16 protein-coding genes and 3 pseudogenes are annotated in these 25,465 nt (G+C 33.8%); 13 read left to right on the forward strand and 6 right to left on the reverse strand.

Features of this window, described 5'->3' with window-relative positions; all coding sequences use genetic code 11:
• Window positions 1–154 precede the first annotated feature (154 nt).
• Both ACQH6S_RS04685 and ssb read right to left on the reverse strand, forming a co-directional pair.
• Window positions 155–981: pseudogene (locus ACQH6S_RS04685) on the reverse strand (alpha/beta hydrolase).
• Window positions 965–1,408, reverse strand: coding sequence for a single-stranded DNA-binding protein (gene ssb / locus ACQH6S_RS04690; RefSeq protein WP_094649241.1), 444 nt, complete (start codon window positions 1,406–1,408; stop codon window positions 965–967). Before ssb ends, ACQH6S_RS04685 begins: the two are co-directional and overlap by 17 nt.
• A 106-nt stretch (window positions 1,409–1,514) precedes the next feature.
• Between ssb and uvrA the strand changes: the two genes are divergently transcribed.
• From uvrA to ACQH6S_RS04705, 3 genes are all read left to right on the forward strand, one after another.
• On the forward strand, window positions 1,515–4,373 hold the full coding sequence (gene uvrA / locus ACQH6S_RS04695; RefSeq protein WP_425360861.1) for an excinuclease ABC subunit UvrA: 2,859 nt from the start codon (window positions 1,515–1,517) through the stop codon (window positions 4,371–4,373).
• A 291-nt stretch (window positions 4,374–4,664) separates the two neighbouring features.
• Entirely contained in the window at window positions 4,665–5,498 is an 834-nt protein-coding gene (locus tag ACQH6S_RS04700; RefSeq protein ID WP_425360650.1) for a 7-cyano-7-deazaguanine synthase, read from the forward strand.
• A 15-nt stretch (window positions 5,499–5,513) separates the two neighbouring features.
• The gene (locus ACQH6S_RS04705; RefSeq protein ID WP_425360649.1) at window positions 5,514–6,062 is read left to right on the forward strand and encodes a GNAT family N-acetyltransferase; all 549 of its coding nucleotides are present in this window, start codon (window positions 5,514–5,516) and stop codon (window positions 6,060–6,062) included.
• Between the two features lie 357 nt (window positions 6,063–6,419).
• Here ACQH6S_RS04705 and ACQH6S_RS04710 read toward each other — a convergent pair whose 3' ends face one another.
• Window positions 6,420–7,676, reverse strand: a complete 1,257-nt coding sequence (locus ACQH6S_RS04710) for a patatin-like phospholipase family protein (protein ID WP_425364370.1) — start codon at window positions 7,674–7,676, stop codon at window positions 6,420–6,422.
• 184 nt (window positions 7,677–7,860) lie between these two features.
• Between ACQH6S_RS04710 and ACQH6S_RS04715 the strand changes: the two genes are divergently transcribed.
• Genes ACQH6S_RS04715 through ACQH6S_RS04725 form a run of 3 tightly spaced genes read left to right on the forward strand, consistent with a single transcriptional unit; the run spans window position 7,861 to window position 11,789 of the window.
• Entirely contained in the window at window positions 7,861–8,082 is a 222-nt protein-coding gene (locus ACQH6S_RS04715; protein WP_425360646.1) for a palindromic element RPE2 domain-containing protein, read from the forward strand.
• Window positions 8,083–8,742 (forward strand): amino acid ABC transporter permease, encoded by a 660-nt coding sequence (locus tag ACQH6S_RS04720; protein WP_425360645.1) that lies wholly within the window; start codon window positions 8,083–8,085, stop codon window positions 8,740–8,742. It abuts the gene before it with no gap.
• Window positions 8,743–8,753: 11 nt separating this feature from the next.
• Window positions 8,754–11,789 carry an efflux RND transporter permease subunit gene (locus ACQH6S_RS04725; protein ID WP_425364371.1) on the forward strand — a complete coding sequence of 1,012 codons (3,036 nt, stop codon included), beginning with the start codon at window positions 8,754–8,756 and terminating at the stop codon, window positions 11,787–11,789.
• Between the two features lie 283 nt (window positions 11,790–12,072).
• On the opposite strand, the gene ACQH6S_RS04730 is transcribed toward ACQH6S_RS04725, so the two are convergent.
• Both ACQH6S_RS04730 and ACQH6S_RS04735 read right to left on the reverse strand, forming a co-directional pair.
• Window positions 12,073–12,288 carry a hypothetical protein gene (locus ACQH6S_RS04730; protein ID WP_425364372.1) on the reverse strand — a complete coding sequence of 72 codons (216 nt, stop codon included), beginning with the start codon at window positions 12,286–12,288 and terminating at the stop codon, window positions 12,073–12,075.
• Between the two features lie 51 nt (window positions 12,289–12,339).
• Window positions 12,340–13,620 (reverse strand): glycosyltransferase family 4 protein, encoded by a 1,281-nt coding sequence (locus ACQH6S_RS04735; RefSeq protein ID WP_341749135.1) that lies wholly within the window; start codon window positions 13,618–13,620, stop codon window positions 12,340–12,342.
• 161 nt (window positions 13,621–13,781) lie between these two features.
• Between ACQH6S_RS04735 and ACQH6S_RS04740 the strand changes: the two genes are divergently transcribed.
• The 7 genes and pseudogenes from ACQH6S_RS04740 (at window position 13,782) to ACQH6S_RS04770 (ending at window position 21,022) form a co-directional block, all read left to right on the forward strand.
• Window positions 13,782–14,696: an NAD-dependent epimerase/dehydratase family protein gene (locus tag ACQH6S_RS04740; protein ID WP_094649404.1), complete on the forward strand. Its 915-nt coding sequence runs from the start codon at window positions 13,782–13,784 to the stop codon at window positions 14,694–14,696.
• Between the two features lie 596 nt (window positions 14,697–15,292).
• Window positions 15,293–15,568: pseudogene (locus ACQH6S_RS04745) on the forward strand (glycosyltransferase); the annotation flags it as partial.
• A 408-nt stretch (window positions 15,569–15,976) separates the two neighbouring features.
• Window positions 15,977–16,130 (forward strand): annotated as a pseudogene (locus ACQH6S_RS04750) (palindromic element RPE1 domain-containing protein); the annotation flags it as partial.
• Between the two features lie 1,380 nt (window positions 16,131–17,510).
• A complete protein-coding gene (locus tag ACQH6S_RS04755) occupies window positions 17,511–18,329 on the forward strand; it encodes a YihY/virulence factor BrkB family protein (RefSeq protein ID WP_341749132.1) in 819 nt (272 codons plus the stop codon).
• 371 nt (window positions 18,330–18,700) lie between these two features.
• Window positions 18,701–19,258, forward strand: a complete 558-nt coding sequence (locus tag ACQH6S_RS04760; RefSeq protein WP_425360592.1) for a hypothetical protein — start codon at window positions 18,701–18,703, stop codon at window positions 19,256–19,258.
• Window positions 19,259–19,353: 95 nt separating this feature from the next.
• On the forward strand, window positions 19,354–19,986 hold the full coding sequence (locus ACQH6S_RS04765) for a hypothetical protein (RefSeq protein ID WP_425360591.1): 633 nt from the start codon (window positions 19,354–19,356) through the stop codon (window positions 19,984–19,986).
• Between the two features lie 397 nt (window positions 19,987–20,383).
• On the forward strand, window positions 20,384–21,022 hold the full coding sequence (locus ACQH6S_RS04770; RefSeq protein ID WP_094649775.1) for a queuosine precursor transporter: 639 nt from the start codon (window positions 20,384–20,386) through the stop codon (window positions 21,020–21,022).
• On the opposite strand, the gene ACQH6S_RS04775 is transcribed toward ACQH6S_RS04770, so the two are convergent.
• The gene (locus tag ACQH6S_RS04775) at window positions 21,019–25,197 is read right to left on the reverse strand and encodes an autotransporter domain-containing protein (RefSeq protein ID WP_425364373.1); all 4,179 of its coding nucleotides are present in this window, start codon (window positions 25,195–25,197) and stop codon (window positions 21,019–21,021) included. The genes ACQH6S_RS04770 and ACQH6S_RS04775 overlap by 4 nt on opposite strands.
• Between the last annotated feature and the right edge of the window lie 268 nt (window positions 25,198–25,465).

Raw genomic sequence — 25,465 nt, forward strand, 5'->3', positions numbered from 1 at the left:
GCAATCCATAAAAGTAACCAAAGATGGATTGCCACGACCTACTTGCGTGGTCTCGCAATGACAGAAAACCTATCTAAAACCCGCTTTACCTTCTAACTTTCAACAGTTGTGGCCTATGTACCTACGCGGGAATGACAAATTTTGCGTTTATAAGCTATGCAAGAGGTCTATTATATTTGCAGGTAAGATTAATTTTCAGCACATTCTGCCACACCTTATCCCAACCTTTGGTATGAGTAATATTAGGAAAAATCTTTTGCTGTATACAATTTGAAGAACTAGCTTTTATATAGTCATGCATAATACTGCTAGGTACTATTTTATCCTTGCTTCCTGAAATATGTAATTGTGGGATATTATTGATTTTTATGGCATAATCTATGGGATTTAATGATTTCTTTAATGCATATACTCTATGATGTTCACTAAAATTTTTAATATCAAGATTACCGGCTACAGTTATTATATCCTTAATATGTTTATTTCTTGCTGCCACCAAGATAGCAACACCTCCCCCACCAGAGAAACCAACTAAACTAGCTGGCTTATCATTATTTATACTATGTTTGTTGATTCTATAACCTCTTCAGCCATTCTTTTGTCTGTCCAATAGACTTGATTACAATTAGGATTAAGCTCTACTGGTGTATATTGGCATGGACGAGCTATATAAACTACATTAGGTCTAGTATCAAGAGTAGCAAGCTTAAACAACATAATCTTGGAAGGAGTTGGGTTGCTAGCGACGGCATAACGTCCAATACTTCCATCACCCTCAATATAAAATACATAAGGGCTATCTTTATCCGAGATATGTTGGTAAGTTGTAATGACAAAATCCCCAGCCTTAACAAGTTTTTTCTCAAACCTGTTTATTGATGCTAGTTTTTCTGCTTCCTCAACCCTTGTTTCTATAGACGAAACACAAGAAGAAAGAGCCAGAGATAAAGAAACTATCGCAACTCTAGAAAGGTATTTCATCATCTAGATCGCTATGGTCAAAGTTAGTAACCGTATTTTTGGGTACAACAGTATCTGATGTTTGAATGCCAACACCTTTAGAATCTAACAATATAAATTGTGAGTTAAAATTCTGCAGCACTATTTCTGTCGTATATTTTTCATGCCCAAGGTTATCTACCCATTTTCTAGTTTGTAAAATACCTTCTAAGTAAACTCTAGTTCCTTTTTTGGCATAATTCTTTACAACAGATACCAAACCTTCACTAAATACTACTACTCTATGCCATTCGGTTTTTTCTTTCTTCTCTCCAGTAGTACGATCTTTCCATGTCTCAGAAGTAGCAACACTAAAACTTGCTATCTCTTTACCGTCAGCCGTATGCCTAATTTCTGGATCACGTCCTAAATTACCTATTAATATTGCTTTATTTAAACTACCAGCCACAAATCATTACCTAATTTATTTAAAAATTTATTATTGCAATAGTAATCCAAAACGACCTATAATGCTACAAGTTTTTTGAAAGTTCCTTAAAAATTTATAACAAATTATTATGCAAGAATATATTAAAGTTCGTGGTGCTAAGGAGCATAATTTAAAAAATATAAATGTTGATATTCCTAGAAATAAGTTTGTGGTAATTACTGGGCTTAGTGGTTCTGGTAAGTCTTCATTAGCCTTTGATACTATTTATGCTGAAGGGCAACGTAGATATGTTGAAAGCCTGTCTTCTTATGCTAGACAATTCTTACATCTTCAGGATAAGCCTGATGTTGAGTCAGTCTCTGGTTTGTCGCCGGCAATAGCTATTGATCAAAAAACTACATCTAAAAATCCACGCTCTACAGTGGGTACGATAACTGAGATTTATGATTATTTGAGATTACTATATGCAAGAGTAGGAGTCCCATATTCTCCAGCAACAGGTCTACCTATCAAGAATCAGACTATATCAGAGATGATAGATGCCATTCTTGCCTTTCCTAAAGCAAGTAAATTATACATTTTAGCTCCGATTGTCCGAGGACAGAAGGGTGAGTTTAGACGTGAAATTCTTGATCTTAGAAAACAGGGTTTTGGCAGATTGGTAATTAACAATGAAATTTATGAGATTGATAATCTGCCAAAATTTGACAAAAATAAAAAACATAATATTGAAGTAATTGTTGATAGGATTTCTCTAGAAGGTGATTTAGGCAATAGACTTGCAGATAGTTTGGAAATAGCTCTTAAATTGGCAGATGGTATAGTATATGTCGAGATTGTTGATTTACCAAACGGAGTAGATACCACCCTTACTAAAGGCTCGAGAATCATTTTTTCAGAAAAATATTCTTGTCCAGTTTCTGGTTTCCAGATTACTGAGATAGAACCAAGAATTTTTTCCTTTAATAGCCCATTTGGTGCTTGTCCTAAATGTGAAGGTCTTGGCAAAGAATTATTTCTTGATAAAGACTTAATTATTCCCGATAGCAGAGTTAGTATTAAGGATGGAGCTATAGCCCCCTGGGGTAAAATATCCTCAAAGTTCTTTTTAGAAACATTAAAAGCCTTAGCAACTCATTACAAATTTTCATTAGACACGCCCTTTACAGAATTATCAAATACGATACAGCAAATATTGCTCCATGGGTCTGGTGATGAAGTTATAGATTTTCAATATCATGATGGTTCTAAATCTCAGATTATTCAGCAGCCTTTTGCCGGAATAATACCTAGCTTACAAGAAAAAGAGCGTAAGACTGATTCCTCTTTAGTAAAAGAAGAATTATTAAAATACAAAGCAGAACACAAATGTACAGCTTGTGAAGGTTATAGATTAAAGACAGAGTCTCTTTGTATTAAAATTGCTGATATGCATATAGGACAAGTATCTGCCTTGAGTATTTTACAACTACAAAAATGGTTTAATCAATTAGACCAACAGCTTAATAAAAGACAAGTAGCTATTGCCGAGCGTATATTAAAGGAAATCAAGGAAAGGTTACAATTTCTTATGAATGTTGGTCTTGAATATCTTGCTTTGTCTAGAGGGTCAGGTACTTTATCTGGTGGAGAAAGCCAGCGTATTCGTTTAGCGTCACAAATTGGTTCAGGACTTAGTGGGGTGTTATATGTACTTGACGAGCCGTCAATTGGTTTACATCAGCGTGATAATGCTCGCTTAATAGAAACTCTCAAAAATCTTCGAGACCTTGGTAATACAGTGCTGGTTGTTGAGCATGATGAAGAAACAATGTATGAATCGGATCACATTATTGATGTTGGACCAGGTGCCGGTATTCATGGTGGACATATAGTAGCCCGAGGAACAATTGAGGAAATTAAACAATGTGCAAATAGCATAACTGGCAGCTATTTAAGTGGTAAACAATTTATTGAAGTACCAGCAAATACTCGAATACCCTCTTCCGGTAAGGTAATAGCCTTAACTGGAGCTGTGTCTAATAATTTACAAAATGTTAATATTACGATCCCTTTGGGTAGTTTTACAGCAATAACCGGTGTATCCGGTGGAGGAAAGTCAAGCTTAATAATTCATACTTTATATAAAGCCGCTTTAAAGTTTTTAGAACCATCTTCAAAAGTCTTTCCGGGAGAATATAAATCAATTACTGGTCTTGAATATATTGATAAGGTTATTGATATCAATCAGTCGCCAATAGGTCGTACACCAAGATCAAACCCAGCAACTTATACAGGGGCATTTACCCATATTAGAGACTGGTTTGCTGAATTACCAACTGCAAAAACTCGGGGTTATAAAGTTGGTAGGTTTTCATTCAATGTTAAAGGTGGAAGATGCGAATCATGTCAAGGTGATGGTCTGATTAAAATAGAAATGCATTTTTTACCTGATATTTATGTAAAATGTGATGTGTGTAATGGCGATAGATATAACAGAGAGACTCTTGAAATTAAATATAAGGATAAGTCTATATCTGATGTTCTTAGGATGACAGTTGAAGATGCTATGAGCTTTTTTGAGAAAGTACCATTAATTTACGAAAAACTGGTTACTTTAAATGAGGTAGGACTTGGTTATATAAAAATTGGTCAATCGGCTACTACTTTGTCTGGGGGTGAAGCACAAAGGATAAAATTAGCTAAGGAATTATCAAAACGCTCAACTGGTAAAACTTTATACATACTTGATGAACCAACAACAGGTTTACACATAGATGATATTAATAAATTGCTTAAAGTATTACATAAATTAGTTGACATGGGTAATACGGTGGTAGTTATTGAGCATAACCTAGATGTTGTAAAAACAGCGGATTACGTTATAGATGTTGGTCCTGAGGGAGGGGATAAAGGTGGTAGCATAGTAGTTACTGGAACTCCGAAGGATATTGCGGCTTGCAGTGAGAGCCATACTGGAAAATATTTAAAAAATTATCTATAATTAGCTTAGTGGAAAAAAATTTTGCTATATACTCAAAGATATAGAAGTCCAATAGGTCATTACGAGAAGCCACTTAGTAGCGATGAAGCAATGCTGTTTTGTCATACCTGCGTAGGCAGGTATCCAGATTCCTGCCTACGCGGGAATGACAATGGGAAGCGGGAAGGGCAAAGGGAAGTGGGAATGATAACTTGCAAGTGCTTAGTCGAGTGATACTACGGCTCGCTAATAGGCAGAGTAGTGCTAATCGGATTAGCTATATATATTAATGATAAACGGATGCAGATTATTATGAAAAAGGCAGTAGCTTTAGTTAGTGGTGGTGCAGATTCAGCTACCGTACTAGCCATGATGGAAAAAATGAATTACGAAATTTATGCCATAAGTTTCAACTATTCTCAACGCAATAATGTTGAACTGGAGAAGGTTAAGCAATTAGTTAACAACTATAACATCAAACAGCATAAAATTGTAAATATTGATTTACGTAACTTTGGCGGATCAGCTCTTACTGACAATGCCATAGACGTACCAAAATATAAAGATCATAGTGAATTACAGAATGATCTATACTCAAAGCAGCAGATTATATACTCAAATGATTTGGAGAATTGGAACGTAAAACAAGGGGTGAGCGAGCGGAGCGTACACTTAGTACGTGAGTACGCGAATACCCCGAAGTTTTGCGAAACCAATTCTTCAAAGCAGAAGAGTATACCAGTTACTTATGTACCAGCACGTAACACCATATTTTTAAGTTATGCTTTAGGATTTAGTGAAATAATAGGAGCTTTTGATATTTTTATAGGGATGCATGCAACTGATTCCGCTAATTATCCAGATTGCCGTCTGGAATATTTAGCAGCTTTTAATAATCTGGCAAATCTGGCAACTGCTGTAGGAGTTTCAGGTAAACAAATTACCATTCATGCTCCCTTAATAAATATGTCAAAGGGAGAAATTATCAAGGCCGGTCTAGAATTAGGGGTAGATTATTCCAAAACGATTTCTTGTTATGATCCATCAGATGATGGGCTATCTTGTGGCACATGTCTTTCATGCTTAACTAGACTTAAAGCCTTTGAAGAGAATAACGTAACTGACCCCACTAATTATAAAAAATAAATTATTTTTTAACATATGCTGAACCACTCTATATATCATCAATTTCCTGTATTAGACCTAGGTAATATAGTGCTTAGGGAATTAACTAGTGATGATTCCGAAAACTATTTTACCTATATGAATAAGCCAGAAATGCTACCATTCCTGACCGAACAAAATTGTCCATCGGACACGGCTCAAGCTACTGATGAGATAAGATATTGGTTCAGCTTATTTCATAATCATCGGGGATTTTACTGGGCTATTTCCCTCAAAGATACTAATAAACTTATAGGGACTGTTGGGTTTAATAGTGTTTCTGCAATGCATCTCAAAGCAGAAATAAGTTACGATCTTGATCCGGAATTTTGGGGTAAAGGAATTATGCTGAAATCTATCAAAGCTATTTTAAGGTTTATCGAATATGCTGGAATTGTTCGCACCCAAGCAACTGTTATAACTGACAATACTCGCTCAATTAAGGTTTTGGAACGATGTAATTTTGTTAAAGAGGGATTGCTCAAAAAATATGAGATTGTGCAAGGAATACATAGAGATTATTATATTTATGCTATAGTCAATTGATGAGAAGTTGGGGCGTTGTCACTTGTCGCTCGCCTATTACTTATAGGCGTTGCTCCATCGTTCCTAGTACTACAGTTGTAGATTGAATGTGAGTGTTCACGGAAAAAAGGTTAAAGTATAAGATGTCATTGCGAGGAGGTTGCCAGACCGACGAAGCAATCAAGGAAAGTGATTAGAAATGGATTGCTTCGTTGACCTTACGGTCTCCTCGCAATGACGCTTGGTGATCAGTTTTTTTTATTCATCACAAAAAAATAGCAAAAAAATCGTGAATGCTCACATCTAAACTACAACTGTAGTACTAGCCCCAAATTCTCCTGAATTGACTATAAAATAGCTTAATGCATAACTATCAGATTAATGTTGGGAGATATAGTCGGTCTCTACCCCTTCAAGTTCCATCATTTCTTGAGCATAGGGAAATGAGATATAGTCAATTGATGAAAAGTTGCTGACGTTGGCACTCGTCGCTCCATCGTTCCTAGCCCCAAATTCCCCTGAATTGACTATAGCACCACTTCCATATCCTTCGTCATTAATTTTATCATCTACCATTGCGTTTGAATCTGCATTTAAACCTTCATCCTCTTCAAGATTAGCTTTGTAATTAGCCACTAATCTGTCACATAGATCTTGCATCAATTTAGAATTATTTGCTAAATATTGTTCAGCGATTAGCTTTAATTTTGTTATATTACTTTCACTAGCATCATCTAAATTTTTACATTCTTTGGTAATAGGCAGCATTATTTCTGTATTTTGCCCTTCACCTGTTAAATCTAACCTAACCTCAGTTGCATCACCTTCTTCATCATTTTTCATAATCATATCAACTAAGCCATTAAGCAACCACCCTAATACTCCATCAAAATTAGCTGACGGTATCTGAGCTTTTACCTTGTCATCTACAACAAAATTGATAGAACAAATTGTGGTACGCTGTAAAATATCTGCTTGTTCATGATAAGTATGACCTTCTTTAAGTATCTGTAGCACTATAGCAGCTGGGCGATTAGCCCCAAGACCACCATCAGCCAAAGCATAAGGCGTGCCAGCAGCGTAGTCATAATCGCGTACAGCTTCACTATTAGCAACTACTGGAAAATAGGTCGGTGCTGCAGTAGTTGCAAGAAGTACATACTTTGTTCTAACATGTGTGCTATGCTTATCCTTGCTATCAAAGACCTTGATACTATCTCTTCCCTCGTTCAAATCAGCAACTGGTATAATAAGACGACAGAGAGTATCGATTAATCTATTGTCCCCTAAATGTTTTTCCAACATTTCTTCCAAAGGTTCGGGGCTATATTTGTGTTTTATTATTCCACAGTTAAAGCAACTTTTAGGGAAGATTTCAGCAGCACTATTCTCAAATAATTCTAACGCTTCTTTGGCTGAATAACGAGGCTCTTTCGACCCTTGTTCTTTAGGGAGCGTTAACAACGCAGCAATTAACCCACCAACGCTAGTACCAGAAATAATGTTAAATAATTTAGATATAGGTAGCCCTGTAATCTCTTCTATTTTTGCAAGGATAACTAATGCAGCTATTCCTTTTACTCCACCACCTGAAATACAAAGAATTGTATTTTTTTCGTTTAATCTTTTACTCATCGTAATCTCTATAGCTTAATTTAAAATTTTTCACTAATTTTAAATTATTATAAAGTTTACATTATAGCAAATGAATTTATAATGATAAATAAAACAAATTGACAAAACTCTGCAAAAAATTTGATTATCGAGTTACAAATGTGGTACAATTAAATAATAATAATAAATAAATTGGAGTGATCTTGTGGTAGCTAAACGATTATTAGTGTCTTTAGATGAGAAAATATTAGCTATAGTCAATTCAAGAGAATTGGGTAGCAGGAGCGATGGAGCGACGTCTATAAGTAATAGACGAGCGACGAGTGACGACGTCACCAACTTCTCATCAATTGACTATAAATTAGCAGATGAACGGATAGGTAATACTAAGGAATGGATTAGTTGTACCGACAGTTGGAAATATTAGATGTTTGAGCAATTACTTGATTTCTCTTCTATATTATATATTATAGAAGGGATGGTAGTAACACTGAAATATAGCTTAGTTTCAGTGTTATTTGGATTGATTATCGGTACTTTACTAGCAATTTGTAAGGTAAGCAAAAGTCATGCCTTAAGGTTATTTGCTAATTTTTATACATCAATTTTTCGTGGTACACCACTACTTATCCAACTTAGCATAATTTATTTTGGTTTGCCTGGGGTAATTGGTATTAAGCTTGGAGTATTCGCTGCAGGTACCATAGCTTTCTCATTAAATTCAGGGGCGTATGTTTCGGAAATAATTAGAGCTGGAATGAATGCTGTTGACAAGGGGCAGATTGAAGCGGCTAAGGCGTTAGGCATACCTGAAAGATTAATGATCAAAGATATCATCTTACCGCAAGCTATAAGAAATATTTTACCTTCACTGGTTAATGAGCTTATTAACCTCATCAAAGAATCATCGATTATATCAATGATCGGTGGAATGGATTTAATGCGGAGAGCTCAGCTAGTATCACAGGAACATTATACTTATTTTACGCCTTTGTTAATAGCAGGGCTTTGTTATTATGTTATGGTAATAATTATTAGTAACTTAGCCAAAATTCTTGAGAAAAAATTAACAATTGGTATTGAATAAGATTTGTTTATATGTATTTAAGTGAAATATGCATCAAGCGTCCAGTATTTGCAACAGTTCTGAGCCTAGTAATTGTTATTTTAGGAGCTGTATTTTTTACTAAACTGCAAATTAGGGGGATTCCCGATATCTCTTTTCCTGTAATAACAGTACATGCAGATTATCCTGGGGCGGATGCTCTTTATATGGAAAAAGAAATTACCACTCGTATTGAAAAAGTTCTAAAAACTATAAAAAATCTTGATTCTATCACTTCCCAAAGTGCGACAGGTAGTAGCTATATCTTTTTAACATTTTTATCATCGGCTAATATCGAAGTATCCTTAAACGATGTTCGGTCTAAAATTGCTGCGATAAGTCGTATATTGCCAAAAGATATGCAAGCACCTCGTGTTAGTAAGCAAGATGGAAATAAGTTTGTTGATTTGATCTTAACTGTTAGTAGTGATGTATATAGTGATTTACAATTAACTAAAATTGTTCAAGAGAGTGTGAAAAGCGTTTTAGATAAGCTTGAAACAATAGGTGAAGTTAAAGTACATGGTAAAGATTATTCTATGCGGATAGAGCCAGATCCGGTAAAATTATATCAGCATAAAATGTCGGTGTTGGAAATTGAAAATGCTATAAAAAAACAAACTATTTCTTATCCGGCGGGAACTATTAAAACCGCCAGTCGTGATTTTGATATAAGATTAGATGGTTCTTTAAGTAAACCGGAACAGTTTGAACAAATTATATTAAAAGTGAACGATACTAGTATATTAAGGTTACAAGATATTGCTAAAATATATTTAGCTTCTCTAGAAGATGATGTAACTTTTAGATATAACGGCAAAAGCTCGGTAGCACTTACAGTAAAAAAACAATCAAAGGCAAACTTTCTTGATTTATCTAAAGAAGTTAGGTCGTCACTAGATAAAATTAAAAATAATCTACCTAAAAATATAACAATTGATATAGCTTATGATGCGTCAATTCCAGTTAATGCCTCAGTCAAATCAGTATTCTTCACGATCTTTGAAGCATTAATTTTAGTTATAATAGTAGTATATTTATTCCTGGCATCAGCAAAAATCACTTTGATACCACTTGTAACTATTCCTGTATCGTTGATTGGTACATTTATTTTCATGTATTATTTAGGGTTTTCTATTAACATATTTACCCTTTTAGCAATGATATTGGCTATTGGTTTGGTGGTAGATGATGCAATAGTAATGTTGGAAAATATTTTTAGATACAATGAGATGGGGCATTCTGCTATGGAATCTGCCACTCTGGCATCTAAGGAAATTGGTTTTGCTATTATAGCAATGACTATAACACTTGCCTCAGTATTCTTACCAATAGGTTTTATTGATGGATTTATGGGCAAGTTATTCATTGAATTTGCTTGGACCTTAGCATTCTGTGTGTTAGTTTCTGGTTTTGTTGCTTTAACTTTGACGCCAATGATGGCAAGTCGCATGATTGGCAAAAATGATCAACCTTCCTTAGGGTTTTTAATTAAATTTGACCAGTTTATTAAATTAGTCCAAAGCAAGTATTTGGTCTATTTAAATCTTGCTTTTGATCATAAAAAGCAATTCTCACTTATTATTGCCCTATCTTTAGTGGCGCTGGTCGTTAGTTTTATCTTTGTCCCAAAGGTGTTTATCCCTCAGGAAGATGATGGTTTAGTGCAGATTTCCTTCTCTAGTCCTCAAGGCTCTAATAGTGAACAATCAGAAAAAGCAGTAATAGAAGTTGAGAAAATACTTAGTTCTTACAAAGATATATTAGGTTATTTGATGATGACGTATCCAGAAGGTAGTCATGGTTTTGTGCCTCTTAAAGACTGGAAGGTAAGGTCAATGTCACAAACAACTATAATAAACTTACTTAATAAGCAATTTCAACAAATAACTGGAATATCGGCTTTTGCAAGACCACACCGTTCATTAATTAGTGGTAATGCTGGACATGCTGTGGAATTTACTTTGCAATCCTCGCTTGAATATGAGCAATTAGTTCAAATATCAGAGAAATTCGTGGAGGCTATGAAGAAAAAACCAGCTTTTATGAATATGAATGTTTATAGTAATGTAGATTTCTCTCCGATCATTGACGTAATTGTTAACCGAGATAAAGCTTACCTTTATGGTGTGAGTTTAGAAAATATAGGGTTAACATTGCAATATTTGCTAGCAGGAAAGCAGCTTGGTGATTTTAGAATGGGCAATGAATTGTATGATATAACTATGCAGTATAATTTAAAACATCGTAGTAATATCGATCACTTTAGTAAGATACTGATACCAACCAATAAACCAACTAATAATTTATTACCATTAAATGTCGTGGCTAATATAGTTGAGAAAGTATCTATCAAATTTTATAATCATTATAATAATGCTAGATCAGTAACCATCTCGGCAGATTTAGCCCCAAACCAAAAAATTACCGATGCAATAAAGCAAGTGAATAACATAGCTAATGAATTATTGGATAATAATACCACTATTCTAGAATATATTGGCGAAATTAAGCAAAAGGCTGAATCAGAAGGTACTATGACTACTACGTTCTTATTTGCTTTATTGTTTATTTACTTAGTGCTTTCAGCACAATTTGAAAGTTTTACTGATCCGATATTAATCCTTATTGCTGTACCATTTTCATTTACTGGTGGCGTATTAGCACTCTGGATATTTGGTAATACGTTTAATATGTATAGTGGTATTGGCTTGCTCACTTTAATTGGTTTGATCACAAAAAATTCTATTATGATCGTAGAATTTACTAATAACTTAAGAAGCCAAGGATTAAATATTAGAGAAGCTGTAACTAAAGCTTCTAGCTTAAGGCTTAGACCAATTCTAATGACTACTTTAGCAACCATTTTTGGGGCAGTATCATTAGTTATCGCCTCAGGAGCAGGAGCCGAAGCTCAAAAGTCTATTGGTTTAGTAATAGTGGGTGGTATGACTATTGGTACTCTATTTACTATATTTGTTATTCCAGTTTTATATCAAAGTTTTAAAAGGGAGATTAAATATAGCTAACCCAATTAGTGTTACAGCAAATTCACAGATGTTCATTGTGAGGGCATAGGCGTCAGTTTAAGAAAATAAAGTAGAAAACAAGTTTTTTGCAGAGCTTATAAATAGTAGGTTGCTTGAAGAAAATTTGAATATATCCGAGTCACGACATCTATCTTTAAACGCAAAATTTGTCATTCCTGCTTCGGTGCGGAATCTATAATACCTCATGGCATTTTTAGATACCTGCTTTCGCAGGGATGACAACCATGATCCTATATTTTATTCAAATCTGCAAAAAACTTGATTATCGAGTATATACAGCTATATTATTTTGTTCAAATATATCAAGTATCTCTAGAACATTGGGATTTGTAATATTCAAAATTTTTACAGTTTTAAGTATCATCTTAGAATTTTGTATTTCAGCGTACATTAATGATTCAGGAATTCTAAATGATCGAGTATCTTGTTGTTTTGCCATAATTATAATCTTTTTAGTTAAAATATAGGTTATTGTCACGTTCACATTCATTCGCTTGCAATAACGTAATTTTGCTATAAAGCCTAAGGGTTAGCCATAAAAATTAACCATCTTCTCAGAGATTAATTGGTTATCATATTTTTCTAAAATATCTTGTCGAATTTGCACACCAAGATGTTTTCGTAACGAAGGTCTAGTGATTAGCAGCTCCATAGCTATTGCTAAATCTTCTATATTTTGAGGTTTGACTAATAACCCATTTATTTTGTCTTGTATTAATTCTCTGCCACCTGGAGCGTTAGTAGTAATAATCGCTCTACCATATGCCCCAGCCTCTAAAAGGGAGCGGCTTAGTCCTTCACGATAGGAGGGTAATACGGCGATGTGGGCTTTTTTCCATATTTCTTCTATATCTTTCTGATATCCAAGATATTTGATATATCCTAGATTTTGGTAGTCTTCCAATATGGATTGTGCTATTGATTGTTTATTATTTTGTTCAGGCTGACCAACTAACCAGAATTCAGCATCGATATTTTTCTGTTTTAATATTTTTGCGGCATATATAAATTCATATACACCTTTGTCAATAAGCATTCTAGCTACTAAGGCAACTACTATTTTATTACCTAACGGTTCTGGTAGGAGAGGGAATTTCTTGGTTTCTATACCGACACTACATTGTTTAATGACTAAATTTGGTGGAGCAATATGGCTAACCTGATTAGTACCTATCCATAGCAAACTGGGGTCATTGCGAGAAGGCATGAGCCGACGAAGCAATCCATTCCTGACCATTTTGGGATTGCCGCGTCGCCGCAAAGCGGCTCCTCGCAATGACGTTTGTGAATTTGCTGTAATGCTAATAGAGTTTGCTATACCTAATTTCACCACTAAAGCTAAATCATCATCATTTTGTACAACAAATAACATACTTTTATAATAGCTTATTAGGGATAATATTTTAACTATGATCTTCCTAAGGCATTTTAGTAAAAATTTATTGCTGATAAACAATAAACCCATACCAACAAAAGTGTTAATGATTTGTGGTGTATTGCACAGAAAAGCACTGATACTTCCATAAAAAATTGGTTTTATAGTGAAATTATGTAATATATCAGGTTTTTCCTTATTTAATATTCTGATTAGCTTGATTAATAATAGTAAATCAGTAAAAAGGTTAATACTTCCACGCTTTATTGAAATTGGAATTACTGGTAAATTATGCTGTTCTATTTTATCTTTAAATTCACTAATATCTGTTAGTACTTTAACTTCATATCCTTTAATTTTAGCAGTCAAAGCAATTGGCAGAAGATGGTTATAAAAGTGCCAATCTGTATTTGTAAAAATAATGATTTTTTTCATTTATTTTTCTTTATAATAACTCTATAACATAAAATCATACTCAAATGATTTGGGAAATGGGGACAATAACCAAAGGGTGAGTACGCGAATTACCTACAGTCTTGCGGAGCAAACTCTTCAAATCATTTTAGTATAATTGAATTAAACTTATTATATAGTATATGTCAAGATATTTAGTCACTGGTGGAGCTGGTTTCATTGGTTCGCACCTTGTTAAATTATTAACCAAAGAAGGACACCAAGTTGTCATATTGGATGATCTTTCAACTGGTACCTTTAATAGTTCACTTGATAAAAATATTGAGTTTATTCAAGGAAATATTTTAGATCAAGATATTGTGAAGAAAGTATTTAGAAATATCGAGGGTTGTTTTCATCTTGCAGCAGTGGCAAGTGTGCAGGAATCAATTAATAATTGGCACTATAGCCATCAAGTAAATTTAACAGGAACCATTAATATCTTCCTTCAGGCAAGTAAACAAAATATTCCTGTGGTATATGCGTCATCTGCTGCTGTTTACGGCAAGATCAGTGATTTTCCTCTACAAGAAAATGGCAAAGTGAGTCCACTTTCTCCTTATGCGGCGGATAAATATGCCTGCGAGCTACAAGCTAAGGCTTTTGGCGAGGTTAAATCTCTTAAAAGTTGTGGTTTACGCTTTTTTAATGTTTATGGTACAGGACAACCTAAAAATTCTGATTATTCTGGTGTAATATCAATATTTAGAGAACAAGTGAAAGATGGTAAAGAGTTGGTGATTTTTGGTGATGGAAATCAAAGTCGGGACTTTATACATGTTTCAGATGTAACAAATATGTGTGTTAGAGCCTTATCTATGGTGGCATCATCGGCACCAGTACTAAATGTTTGCACAGGACGTGCCTATTCTATAAATGAACTTATTCAATTAATTGATAAAATCGCTGTTATCAAAGGAATAAAATATCTACCACCTCAAGTTGGTAGTATAAATACTTCTGTTGGCAGCCCAGAATTGGCTCAGCAGATGTTAAATTATAAAGCAACATATGAGTTAGCAACTGGATTATTAGAGTTATTTAGCGTAAATTTATGAATTCCAAAGAAACCCTGATTTTAGTAGCGGATATTAGGGGGTGGGCTTTTGATAACGTTGCTTCGTTTGTTCAATCTTTGTTAAATGATCAATATGATTGTCATATAATTTATAGTTGTGATTATAAAACATCGGAGGAGTTTTTAATTAATTTAAACCAATATAATTCTATTAAATTAATACATTTTTTTCATCGCGGGTATTTAACGCACTTACTGCAAATTATAGCAGATAATGGTATTAACACTAATAGTAATATTGAAAAATTATTAAATATTGCCATTACCATTAGCATACCTGATCATTTATTTATTGAAAATGAATCTGACATACTAAAAAATCTACCAACTTTCCGATTTATTGACAACTACTACACTAGCTCTAAAAGATTGTATGATATTTATGCAAATATCCCAGAATATCCAAAACCGTGGCAAGTAATTTATGATAATGTATTAATTCCAGATTCACAAATTCCCCTTGATCCTAAAATTGGTTTAGCCTCTAGTCAGCTAGTTATCACATGGATTGGTAATAGTGCTTGGGAAAGTTGGTATAGTACTATTGACGATTACAAAGGTCTAAAAACAGTAATTATGCCAGCCCTAGAACAGCTTGAGCATGAGAAAATTCATATCAAAAAATGTATAATAGATAAAAATAAGCGACTACACTCAAAACAAGAAGTTTGGGATACTCTAAAAGAAACAGACATTTTGCTAATAGCCTCAGTGCAAGAAGGAACACCGTTGACGCTTATTGAAGCGATGGCATTTGGTTGTGCAATTATTACTACTGACGTGGGGATTGTCCGGGAGGTGCTACCTGATATACAACATCAGTTTATAATCAATAGAAATCATTCGTATCTTACGGAGGCAATAAAAAAATTAGATGTTGACCGAGATTTACTAGCAAAAATTAAACAGCAAAATTTTCTTGCTTATCAAAAAATCTTTGCCGATAAAGCCCATTTGCAAAATTTATGGCTTTCGTTTATAGATATTTCAGTAAAAAATCATAACAAAAAACAAAATTTACAAATAAAGCAACAAATTTTAAGAGATATCAACCTTGTTAATAAGGGCGAAGCTCCATCGATAATTGATAAAATCCGTTCTATTCGTTTGTTAAAAAAGATAGCACAACCTCTTCTAAGATATTATTGGGTTAGATTGCTTGCTAGACGAATAATTACAATGCTTTATTCTTGTTCTTCAGAAAATGATTATGATAATTTTAAAAATTTTATAATCAAATACCAAGGACAGCAAAAGGATATTAGACCTCTTACAAAACTCGCTTATGCTGAGGAATTTGTAGGAGACACGGAACGCAGAACCGAAGCGTACTCTAGTGTATGTGAGGATTCGAGTACCGCATCATTGTCCAAATTACCAGCAGAAGTAGAGTTTTACAAGAGGTCTATTGACGATATCTACGTAATATATTCTAGTACTTTTCCTGGAGTCGCTAACTCCACTAAAGAATTATTTGACCAAATAATTCCTTTTCCTATAGGCAAAGCAAATATTTTGCTAAATTATATTAATGCATATTTACCCAACAAAATTATCACTAAAATAGCTCAGTTAATTATCAAAACAGGCATTAAAAAATTAGTTATATCGGGTGGGCTTGATGTTCATGCTCAATTAGTAGAAAAGTTGCATCAGCTTAAGGCTGATAATTATTTAGATATTTACTTTTTATGGCATGGTTCTCCTGCCCAATGGGTAGATTCTCATCATTGCCAAGATTTTTATAAATGGTTAAATTTATATAAACAAAATAAGATTAAGGCTATTATCACCCTGAAGAAAGGTCTAGAACAATTTTTGATAGCTAATGGTATTCAATCTTATTTATTACAAAACTTCATACCATCAATGCCTGAAAAAAAGGTGATAGCTATAGAGAATAGTAAATTTACAATTGGTATATGGAGTGCTTCTAGCATATGGATAAAAAATCTCTATCCTCAATTTGCCGCAATAAGTATGTTGAAAGATAAGGTTTCTTGTTACACTAATTGCCATTTTAATGACAATAAACATGCTTGTTGGATGATGCAGGATGTAGAGCTTAAAGTTTTTCCAGAGCAATTACCACATCAAGAACTAATAAAACTTATTGCCAATACTAATTTAACTTTATACATTACTAATTCAGAATGTTCACCTATGATAGTTTTAGAGAGTCTAAGTTTAGGAGTGCCTTGCTTAGTTGGTCCTACAGCAGATATTTATGATGATCAATTTTTACGTGATATGTTAACTGTTAATCGCGTTGATTGTCCGCTGACCATATTTAAAGCAATAGAAAAGGTTCAACAAAATATTGATATGATACGTTCCAAACTACCGGAGTTTATTAGAAAATATAATAAAAATGCTCTTGCTTTAAAAAACTATTTGCTAACAGTCATAAATAATGATCATAATAGGTGAGGGGAGTAATAAGTTGTCATTCCCGCTTCGGTGCGGAATCTAGACCCCTCTACCTACGCAGGGGTGACACCACAACTGTTGAAAGTTAGAAGGTAAAGCAGGTTTTAGATAGGTTTTCTGTCATTGCGAGACCACGCAAGTAGGTCGTGGCAATCCATCTTTGGTTACTTTTATGGATTGCTTCGTCGACCTAAGGTCTTTCTCGCTAATAGACGTTGACCACATACGATTTTTAAACTATCCGGTTTAAACCCGCTTCCTCTTCTAACTTTCAACAGTTGTGGGGATGACACTAAGGCGAGCAGGGGTAACATTAAGGTGAGTGTTATTATTTTAACTATATAAAGCAAAATAAAGTCAGTTGATGAAAAGAATTATAAGATGCCTATATCAGGCAATTTTAAAAACAATTGAACATGATGGTGTTGAACATTCAGGGTATATGTCATTTATGATACTCATGGCATTTTTTCCTTTTTTAGTTTTTTTATTAGCATTAACAAGTTTTATTGGTGCCTCAGAACTCGGGCAGAACTTTATAACTATCTTTCTTGAGAGTATGCCAGAACTGGCTACTGACTCAATAAAAACTAGGATAAATGAACTTAGTAAAACTCCACCTCAAAGTCTAATGACCGTAGCGATAGTAGGAAGTATATGGACCGCATCATCTTTTGTTGAATGTTTAAGAACAATCTTAAATAGGGTATATGAAATAAAATCACCCCCTCCATACATAAGACGAAGATTACTTAGCATAGTACAGTTCTTAGTAATCAGCATATTCGTTACTTTTGCTATGTTCATTCTAATTATAGTGCCAATAATATTGACAAAACTGCCGATGATTTTACAAATAATGGAAGAACATATGCTAGCTCTAACTATTTTACGATATGTTATAATTTTTTGTTCATTATTTATTACCTCATCATCATTATATTATATCGTCCCTAATATAACATTAAATTTTACAGAGGTATTTCCTGGAGCTTTATTAACAGTAATTTTATGGGTGATAAGTGGATATTTATTATCTACTTGGATAAGAAGTTATAACCAATTAAGCATAATATATGGTTCACTTGGTGGTATAATAATAACCCTAATGTTCTTTTATATTATTAACATGATTTTTATATATGGTGCAGAATTTAATTATTTGCTAAAAAAACATCACTGAATTGTTAAATAAAAGTAAATCTTTGTTTACTTTTGTGAAATTTTTGTTGCGTCCTAGCTAAAATAGTAGTACAAGCCGTTTTGTTAGGATATGTGAAGGATATCTAAGTAAAAGCTTGAACGATGGGATAATGGTTGCATCTTTGTTATTCGCGTTCGTCCCTTTGTTATTTGTGCTTCGGTGCAGAATCTAAGACCCCGCACCAAAGCAGGGGTGACATTGATTACTTTGTCATTCCCGCGTAGGCGGGAATCTGGATACCTGCTTACGCAGGTATGACACTAAGTCGAGCAGGGATGCTCATCATTATTCTGATCTATTCAAATTTCCTTCACATAGCCTAGTGATTTTAACTAAAAAAGATTATAATTATGGCAAAACAAAAACATACAGCAACTCGAGATCACTATATCGGCAGTAATCCCAATTTAATGCGCCTCACTGAAATAAACAACACTAAGACGATACTTGCAGCTGTAAACAATAAAAAGATTGCTGAAGATATTTGGTCAATATGCAATATATTTGGTGTATCTCAGGAAATACAATGTAAACTTGCATCTACTAAGGGGGGTTTTGATGAAAAGGTAATTGAGGATTTATTTAAGAAGGAGCTTAAATCATCCAAGAACAATGACAAGGATGCAATCAAAAATTGTTTGCAGGTGTTGTATTATTGTTCTACTAATAAACTTGCAAAATTTAACGATATATGCACAACACTTAACGAAGCTAAATCTGTAGATAGTAACTTATCTGTATATACTAACTTTGGAAAAAAATGTACTATAACTAAAGCTTTGGAAAAATTAGATAGCTTGGAGCATACGTATCTATCACCCAATTCAAATACTAGTGATGTAGTTGATGAAAATGCTGTAGTCGCATTAGGAGAATTTTCAAATATGGATGTGAACACAATAAACTAAAAACTGTCATTGCTAGGAGGTAGCAATTGTGGATTGCCACGCTCACGGGCGTTCGCTCGCAATGACCTATATTTTAACTAAAATAGATTATAATTATGAAAAGAAAAAAAGTTTATACACAATATAAATCAGATGAAAATCCCCCCGTCCCGGTTAGGTTTTTTTTAAAGACGTTGCCCACTGAAATAGGCAACTCTATTACGATACTTGCAGCTATAAGAGATAAAGACCCTGTCGCCATAGGTTCCCTGTTTAATAATGTGTCTCAGACACTGCAATTCGACCTTTATCAGCTCGTTAAATCTAATGAGTTTACTAATAAGAAAGTTGAAGCTTTATTTAAGCAGGAGCTTAACTCATCCAGAATAAATGTTGATAAGGCAGCAATCAATAATTATAAGTCTATAGTAGTTAAGCTCTTGAAGAATCCAAATATTAGTATTAACAAAATATTTGATTGTTTTAAAAAAGCTAATGTACCTGTACTATGTATTAATTTTGAAAAATATGATACTATCGATACAGCTCTAATAGCATTACAGAAGTTGCAGTATGAGTACTCGCCAGTCCTTACAGTTACTGGGAATGACTACTCAAATATGCTGAGTGAGTTAACGCCAACTCAGCTTGCTACAAATCTAAAGTATTTAGATAGTCTTGATGATTCATCAGGAAAACATAATGTTGATGTATCAGGAAAGCATATTGACTATGATTCAGAGGTGTAATAGACTCTTAATCCGATTAATATTTATCTATACTGTTTGTGTTATTCCTGCGTAGTATGTAATATCTACGTAAGTAGGTATCTAGTACTACAGTTGTAGATTGAATGTGAGTGTTCACGGAAAAAAGGTTAAAGTATAAGATGTCATTGCGAGGAGGTTGCCAGACCGACGAAGCAATCCAGGAAAGTGATTAAAAATGGATTGCTTCGTTGACCTTACGGTCTCCTCGCAATGACGCTTGGTGATCAGGTTTTTTTATTCATCACAAAAAAATCGTGAATGCTCACATCTAAACTACAACTGTAGTACTAGATTCTCGCCTATGCGGGAATTACAATAGTGGGAAGAAATGACAATTTACAACTCAATATTAAGAACTTATTAGGGCTATCTATATATGCAGTTACAAGAAAAAATTTATGTTTTTTTATGTGCTTTATTTGTTGTGCTAATAGTAGTTAGTAACTTAGTATATCAGAAATTTGTTTATTTACCTATTTTCTCTATTTATACCTTTGAACTATCGGTTGGGGCGATTTTTTATCCGGTCACTTTTCTAATAACTAACTTAATATCCGAGTTTTATGGTAAAGAGAAAGCACAATTTTGCGTTAGATTGGCAACTAGTATAAATATTTTGGTATTATGTATTATCAGTTTCATGGGTTATCTACAAGCTACTACCTGGTCAAAAATTGACAATAATACTTTTGACTCGGTATTTGGGGCATATAGCGTATCACTATTTGGTTCAATAACAGCTAGTTATACAGCTCAGATGATAGATATAAGGCTTTATTTACTAATTCGCAAACTTACTAACAATAAATACCTTTTTCTAAGAAATTTGAGTAGTGCCATATCGTTATTTATTGATACATCGATTGTAGTTATTTTTGTTACAGTTATTGGGGTTGTACCTTATGAACAAATGATATCTTTAATATTTAACAGCTATTTATTCAAACTGTTTTTCACCATAGCAACTACCCCAATATTTTACTATGTGGTGTACTTTATTAGGAGTCGGAATTAAAACGATACTCTCAATTTTATCGAACCTTGATGGCTAGAGTATTTATTATTAGAAGCTAAATAATCATATACTGCCATAATTTCTGTCACTCCACGTTTTATAGTAATAGTCCCACCAACTTTGTAGTTATATTTAGCCGGTTTTTCAAGTAGCAATACTTCTTCTCTTTTGTTGGAACCTGACGCTATCTGCATACGAACCTTCTGTTGCCTATTATGCAAAAATTTCTCACCTTCCATGTGCAATCCAGGAATCACCTGGGTAGTATCACTAATCTTTATTGGTATAACTGCTTCAAATCCTATAATTCCAGAAGCTCTTCTGTCATTAGTAGCAGCGACCGATAGACTCTGTGCTTCAAATCTTTCATTATATCCAGCAATATTGTATCCTCCATATTTTAACCCAATATTTGGGGTGATTAGTACTTTACCAAATTGTGACTTGTGAGCAACTACTATCTTACTACTATATGAAGTATTATCAAATTTAGCCTTAGCTATCTGGTTTTGCACTGGTATTTTTGCAGAAACATTACCAAGGGCAAAGGAAAAAACACCTTGTAGTATTAATTTATCAGACAAATTAGTTTGACCATATATAGATATTACATGGGCGTGGGCAGCAACTTTGTCAGTACGATTTTTGTATTTAAAGTTAGAAATGACATAGTTATAAGCTCCTCCTATAATGCTACCACCTTGCAGTTCTATATCACCCCCAATAGTTGCAGCCCTAGTTCTGCCGGTATATCTACTTAATATGTTACCCCCCTCATACTTAGCCACACCAATCGTACCACTAACCCAGACATTTTTAGACACAATATTATCTTCATCACCAGAAGCAAGAGCTGCAAGATCAAGTTGGTGGAATCTTGATTGAACAGACTGTTCTATAAAATCAAAAACTGATGCTACTGAATTTATTGTTGCTGAAGTTACTTGTTTTTGTACCTCTACTGTTTGTTGTTCTAATGCTTTTACCTGTTCTTGCAATATTAATGCATCACTGTTATTGCGGGAGGCAATATCGTTGTCAGCTGATATATTTGGCTTTAATACTGGACTCGATGGTGTTTCTGATTTTGAGTCTTGGTTGTTGTCAAGTTCTGATTTTGAATTTGGTTTTTGCTCTTCTTTTTCTTTTAATTCTGAATTTTGATCTGAGTCTTTGTTGTTGTTAAGTTCTGAGTCTAAATTTGAGTCTGAGTTTTCTAGTGTTGAATTTGACTGTGTACTTGATGAATTAGCTAAAGAACTTGTTCTTAATTTTGAAGATCGTGTTGCTCCTGATAGTGTTGAAGTTGACGTTGATGTTGGCACTGATACTGGGCTTAACGTTTGCGATGTTGCAGATTCTTCATCATTAAAAAGTACAGTAAGTCCATAGTCTTCTTCCCCTTCTAAATCTAAATTTGTTTTTGGTGGTTTCGGCTGCATTGCTAGTGGTGCTGGCTGCACTACTAGTGGTTCCGGCTGCATTTCTAGTGGTGCTGGCTGCATTTCTAGTGGTGCTGGCTGCACTACTAGTGGTTCCGGCTGCATTTCTGGTGGTTTCGGCTGCATTGCTAGTGGTGCTGGCTGCATTTGTAGTGGTTCCGGCTGCATTTCTGGTGGTTTCGGCTTCATTGCTGGCGGTTCCGGCTGCATTTCTGGTGGTTTCGGCTTCACTGCTGGCGGTTCCGGTTGCACTTCTACTGATTTAGCAATATTCTTCTTGTTGAGTCTCTTTTGCCTTTTACTTACTACTTCCTGCCACTCTCCTCCATTTTCATCTGACACTATGCTTTGTTCAATTTTGTCTTGAGCAAATGCATAATCAGGAATTTTATTAGTTTCAAGAGTTAATGGTTGTTGGGTAAATGTCTTAGGAACAATAGACTGTTGATCAATTATTCCATTATTTTGCTTCACTACTAACTCTGTATGTACTTCTAGTGATTTAGCAATATTCTTCTTGTTGAGTCTCTTTTGCCTTTTATTTACTACTTCCTGCCACTCTCCTTCATTTCCATCTAACACTGTGCTTGATTTCATATTATTTTGAGCAAATGTATAATCAGGAATTTTATTACCTTCAGGAGCTAATGGTTCTTGAGATATTGACTTCGGAACAACAGACTGTTGCTCAATTGCTCTATTATTTTGCTCAGCTCGTGCCTGCTGTCTCCTCTCCTTATTCATTTGTTTTACCATATCCAACAACTGCTTCTTATCTGCTGTTATTTTAGCTTCTTCTTTCTTCCTTTGTTCTTGTTTTTTCATTGCTTGTTTAAACTCATTATCTTTATGCCTTTGCTTTAATTTCTTCAATTTATTCCGGTGATTGGTGGTATTGGACATCGTTGCTGTTGTTGGCAATGTCAATTGGGTTGCCCCTGAGCTTGATGCTTCTAAATCAGGAAAATCAGTAATACTAAGATTTTTGAATTCAGAAATTAATCCTTGTTCTTCATCCTCGCAAGGTTGTATTTTTTGAAGCTGATTATCTGTACTCAGTAAATCTGTATTCTTTAAGCCATTATTATCGAATAATGGTTTTAATTCTCTACTTATATTAGATGGATTGTTTTGTTTATTAGAAGTACTCGTTATATCCTTAATAGGAGATTTAAGGACAGGATCACGACCATCTCTATAATCTCTAAATGTATCTGATTTAGAATTATTAGAAGGTGATAGTACAAGATTTGCTGGAACTTCAGTAGGTGTTGATGTAGCGTATTTAGCAAGATTAGTAGTTGGAGAACCACCAAGATTAGTGCCGCTACTTTGATGTGAGGGCAATGGACTAGTTGCATCCCATTGTTTTACTTCTGTACTAGATGTTGCTGTAACAGTACCTAATACATCCTCTTTTGATGATTCACTTACCATTGTGTTAGGATTCTGTGCTATTATTTCCATTTGCTTTTTTTCTTCTAATGATTGATTTCCTTTTTGAGATGGAAGTCTTACTCTATACACTTTCCGTCGAGCAATTGTAGGTAACTCTGGCGTTGATTCCTTAGATTCTTGGGTTAATAATGACGGGCTTCTATTCTCATCTGCTCCAAATGCAAAATATCTAGATTGATTTCGATTTGAAATACCGAAACCTGTAAGTGGTGGAGTATTCTCTTTAGAGAGAATGTTTTCTAAATCAATTTCTTTATTAGTAAATGATGCATTAGTATTTATAATATTGCTACTAGCAAGAATTTCCGATGATGAGTTAGATTTATCAGAATCTTTAAGTGGTGGAGTGTTCTCTTTAGAGAGAATATGTTTTGAGTCAGTTTTTCTATTAAGAAACGATGCATTAGTATTTACAATATTGCTACTAGTAAGAATTCCCGATGATGATTTAGATTTACTGAAACCTTTAAATGGTGGAATATTTTCTGAGTCAGTTTTTCTATTAGGAAATGATGCATTAGTATTTATAATATTGCTACTAGTAAGAATTTCCGATGATGATTTAGATTTACCCAAACCTGTAAGTGGTTGAATGTTTTCTAAATCAATTTCTTTATCAGTAAATGATGCATTAGTATTTATAATATTGCTACTAGCAAGAATTTCCGATGATGAGTTAGATTTATCAGAATCTTTAAGTGGTGGAGTGTTCTCTTTAGAGAGAATATGTTTTGAGTCAGTTTTTCTATTAAGAAACGATGCATTAGTATTTACAATATTGCTACTAGTAAGAATTCCCGATGATGATTTAGATTTACTGAAACCTTTAAATGGTGGAATATTTTCTGAGTCAGTTTTTCTATTAGGAAATGATGCATTAGTATTTATAATATTGCTACTAGTAAGAATTTCCGATGATGAGTTAGATTTATCAGAATCTTTAAGTGGTTGAATGTTTTCTAAATCAAATTCTTCATCAGTAAATGATGCATTAGTATTATTGCTACTAGCAAGAATTTCCGATGATGAGTTAGATTTGTCAGAATCTTTAAGTGGTGGAGTATTCTCTTTGGAGAAGATGTTTTCTAAATCAATTTCTTTATCAGTAAATGATGTATTAGTATTTACAATATTGCTATTAGTAAGAATTTTCGGTGATAATCTAGATTCATCAAATTTTGCATGTGGTGAAATACCACCTTCGGCTTTACATGTACTGATTAATACTAGTTGTGTTAACCCAATATTGAATAATATGCTTATTCTTAAACTCATATATAACCCCCATATATTGAATGGCTTTGTTGATAATAGTATAATTTGCCCTAATTTTTACTGAATCACTCCACTTGTAAATTGAATGTTATTGGATTAATAACACTTTAAATAATTATCCGATTTTGGTTTACTATATATTTTATGCCCACCAATCCAGTTAATTTATATAAAAATCTTCATACTATTATTAATAATTTACATGAATATTTTAATATTATTATTAAGAGTATAATAATAATTTTTAAATGTCTATTACTTATTTTTA

It is taken from the genome of Candidatus Tisiphia endosymbiont of Mystacides longicornis (genome assembly GCF_964031095.1).
Lineage (GTDB): Bacteria > Pseudomonadota > Alphaproteobacteria > Rickettsiales > Rickettsiaceae > Tisiphia.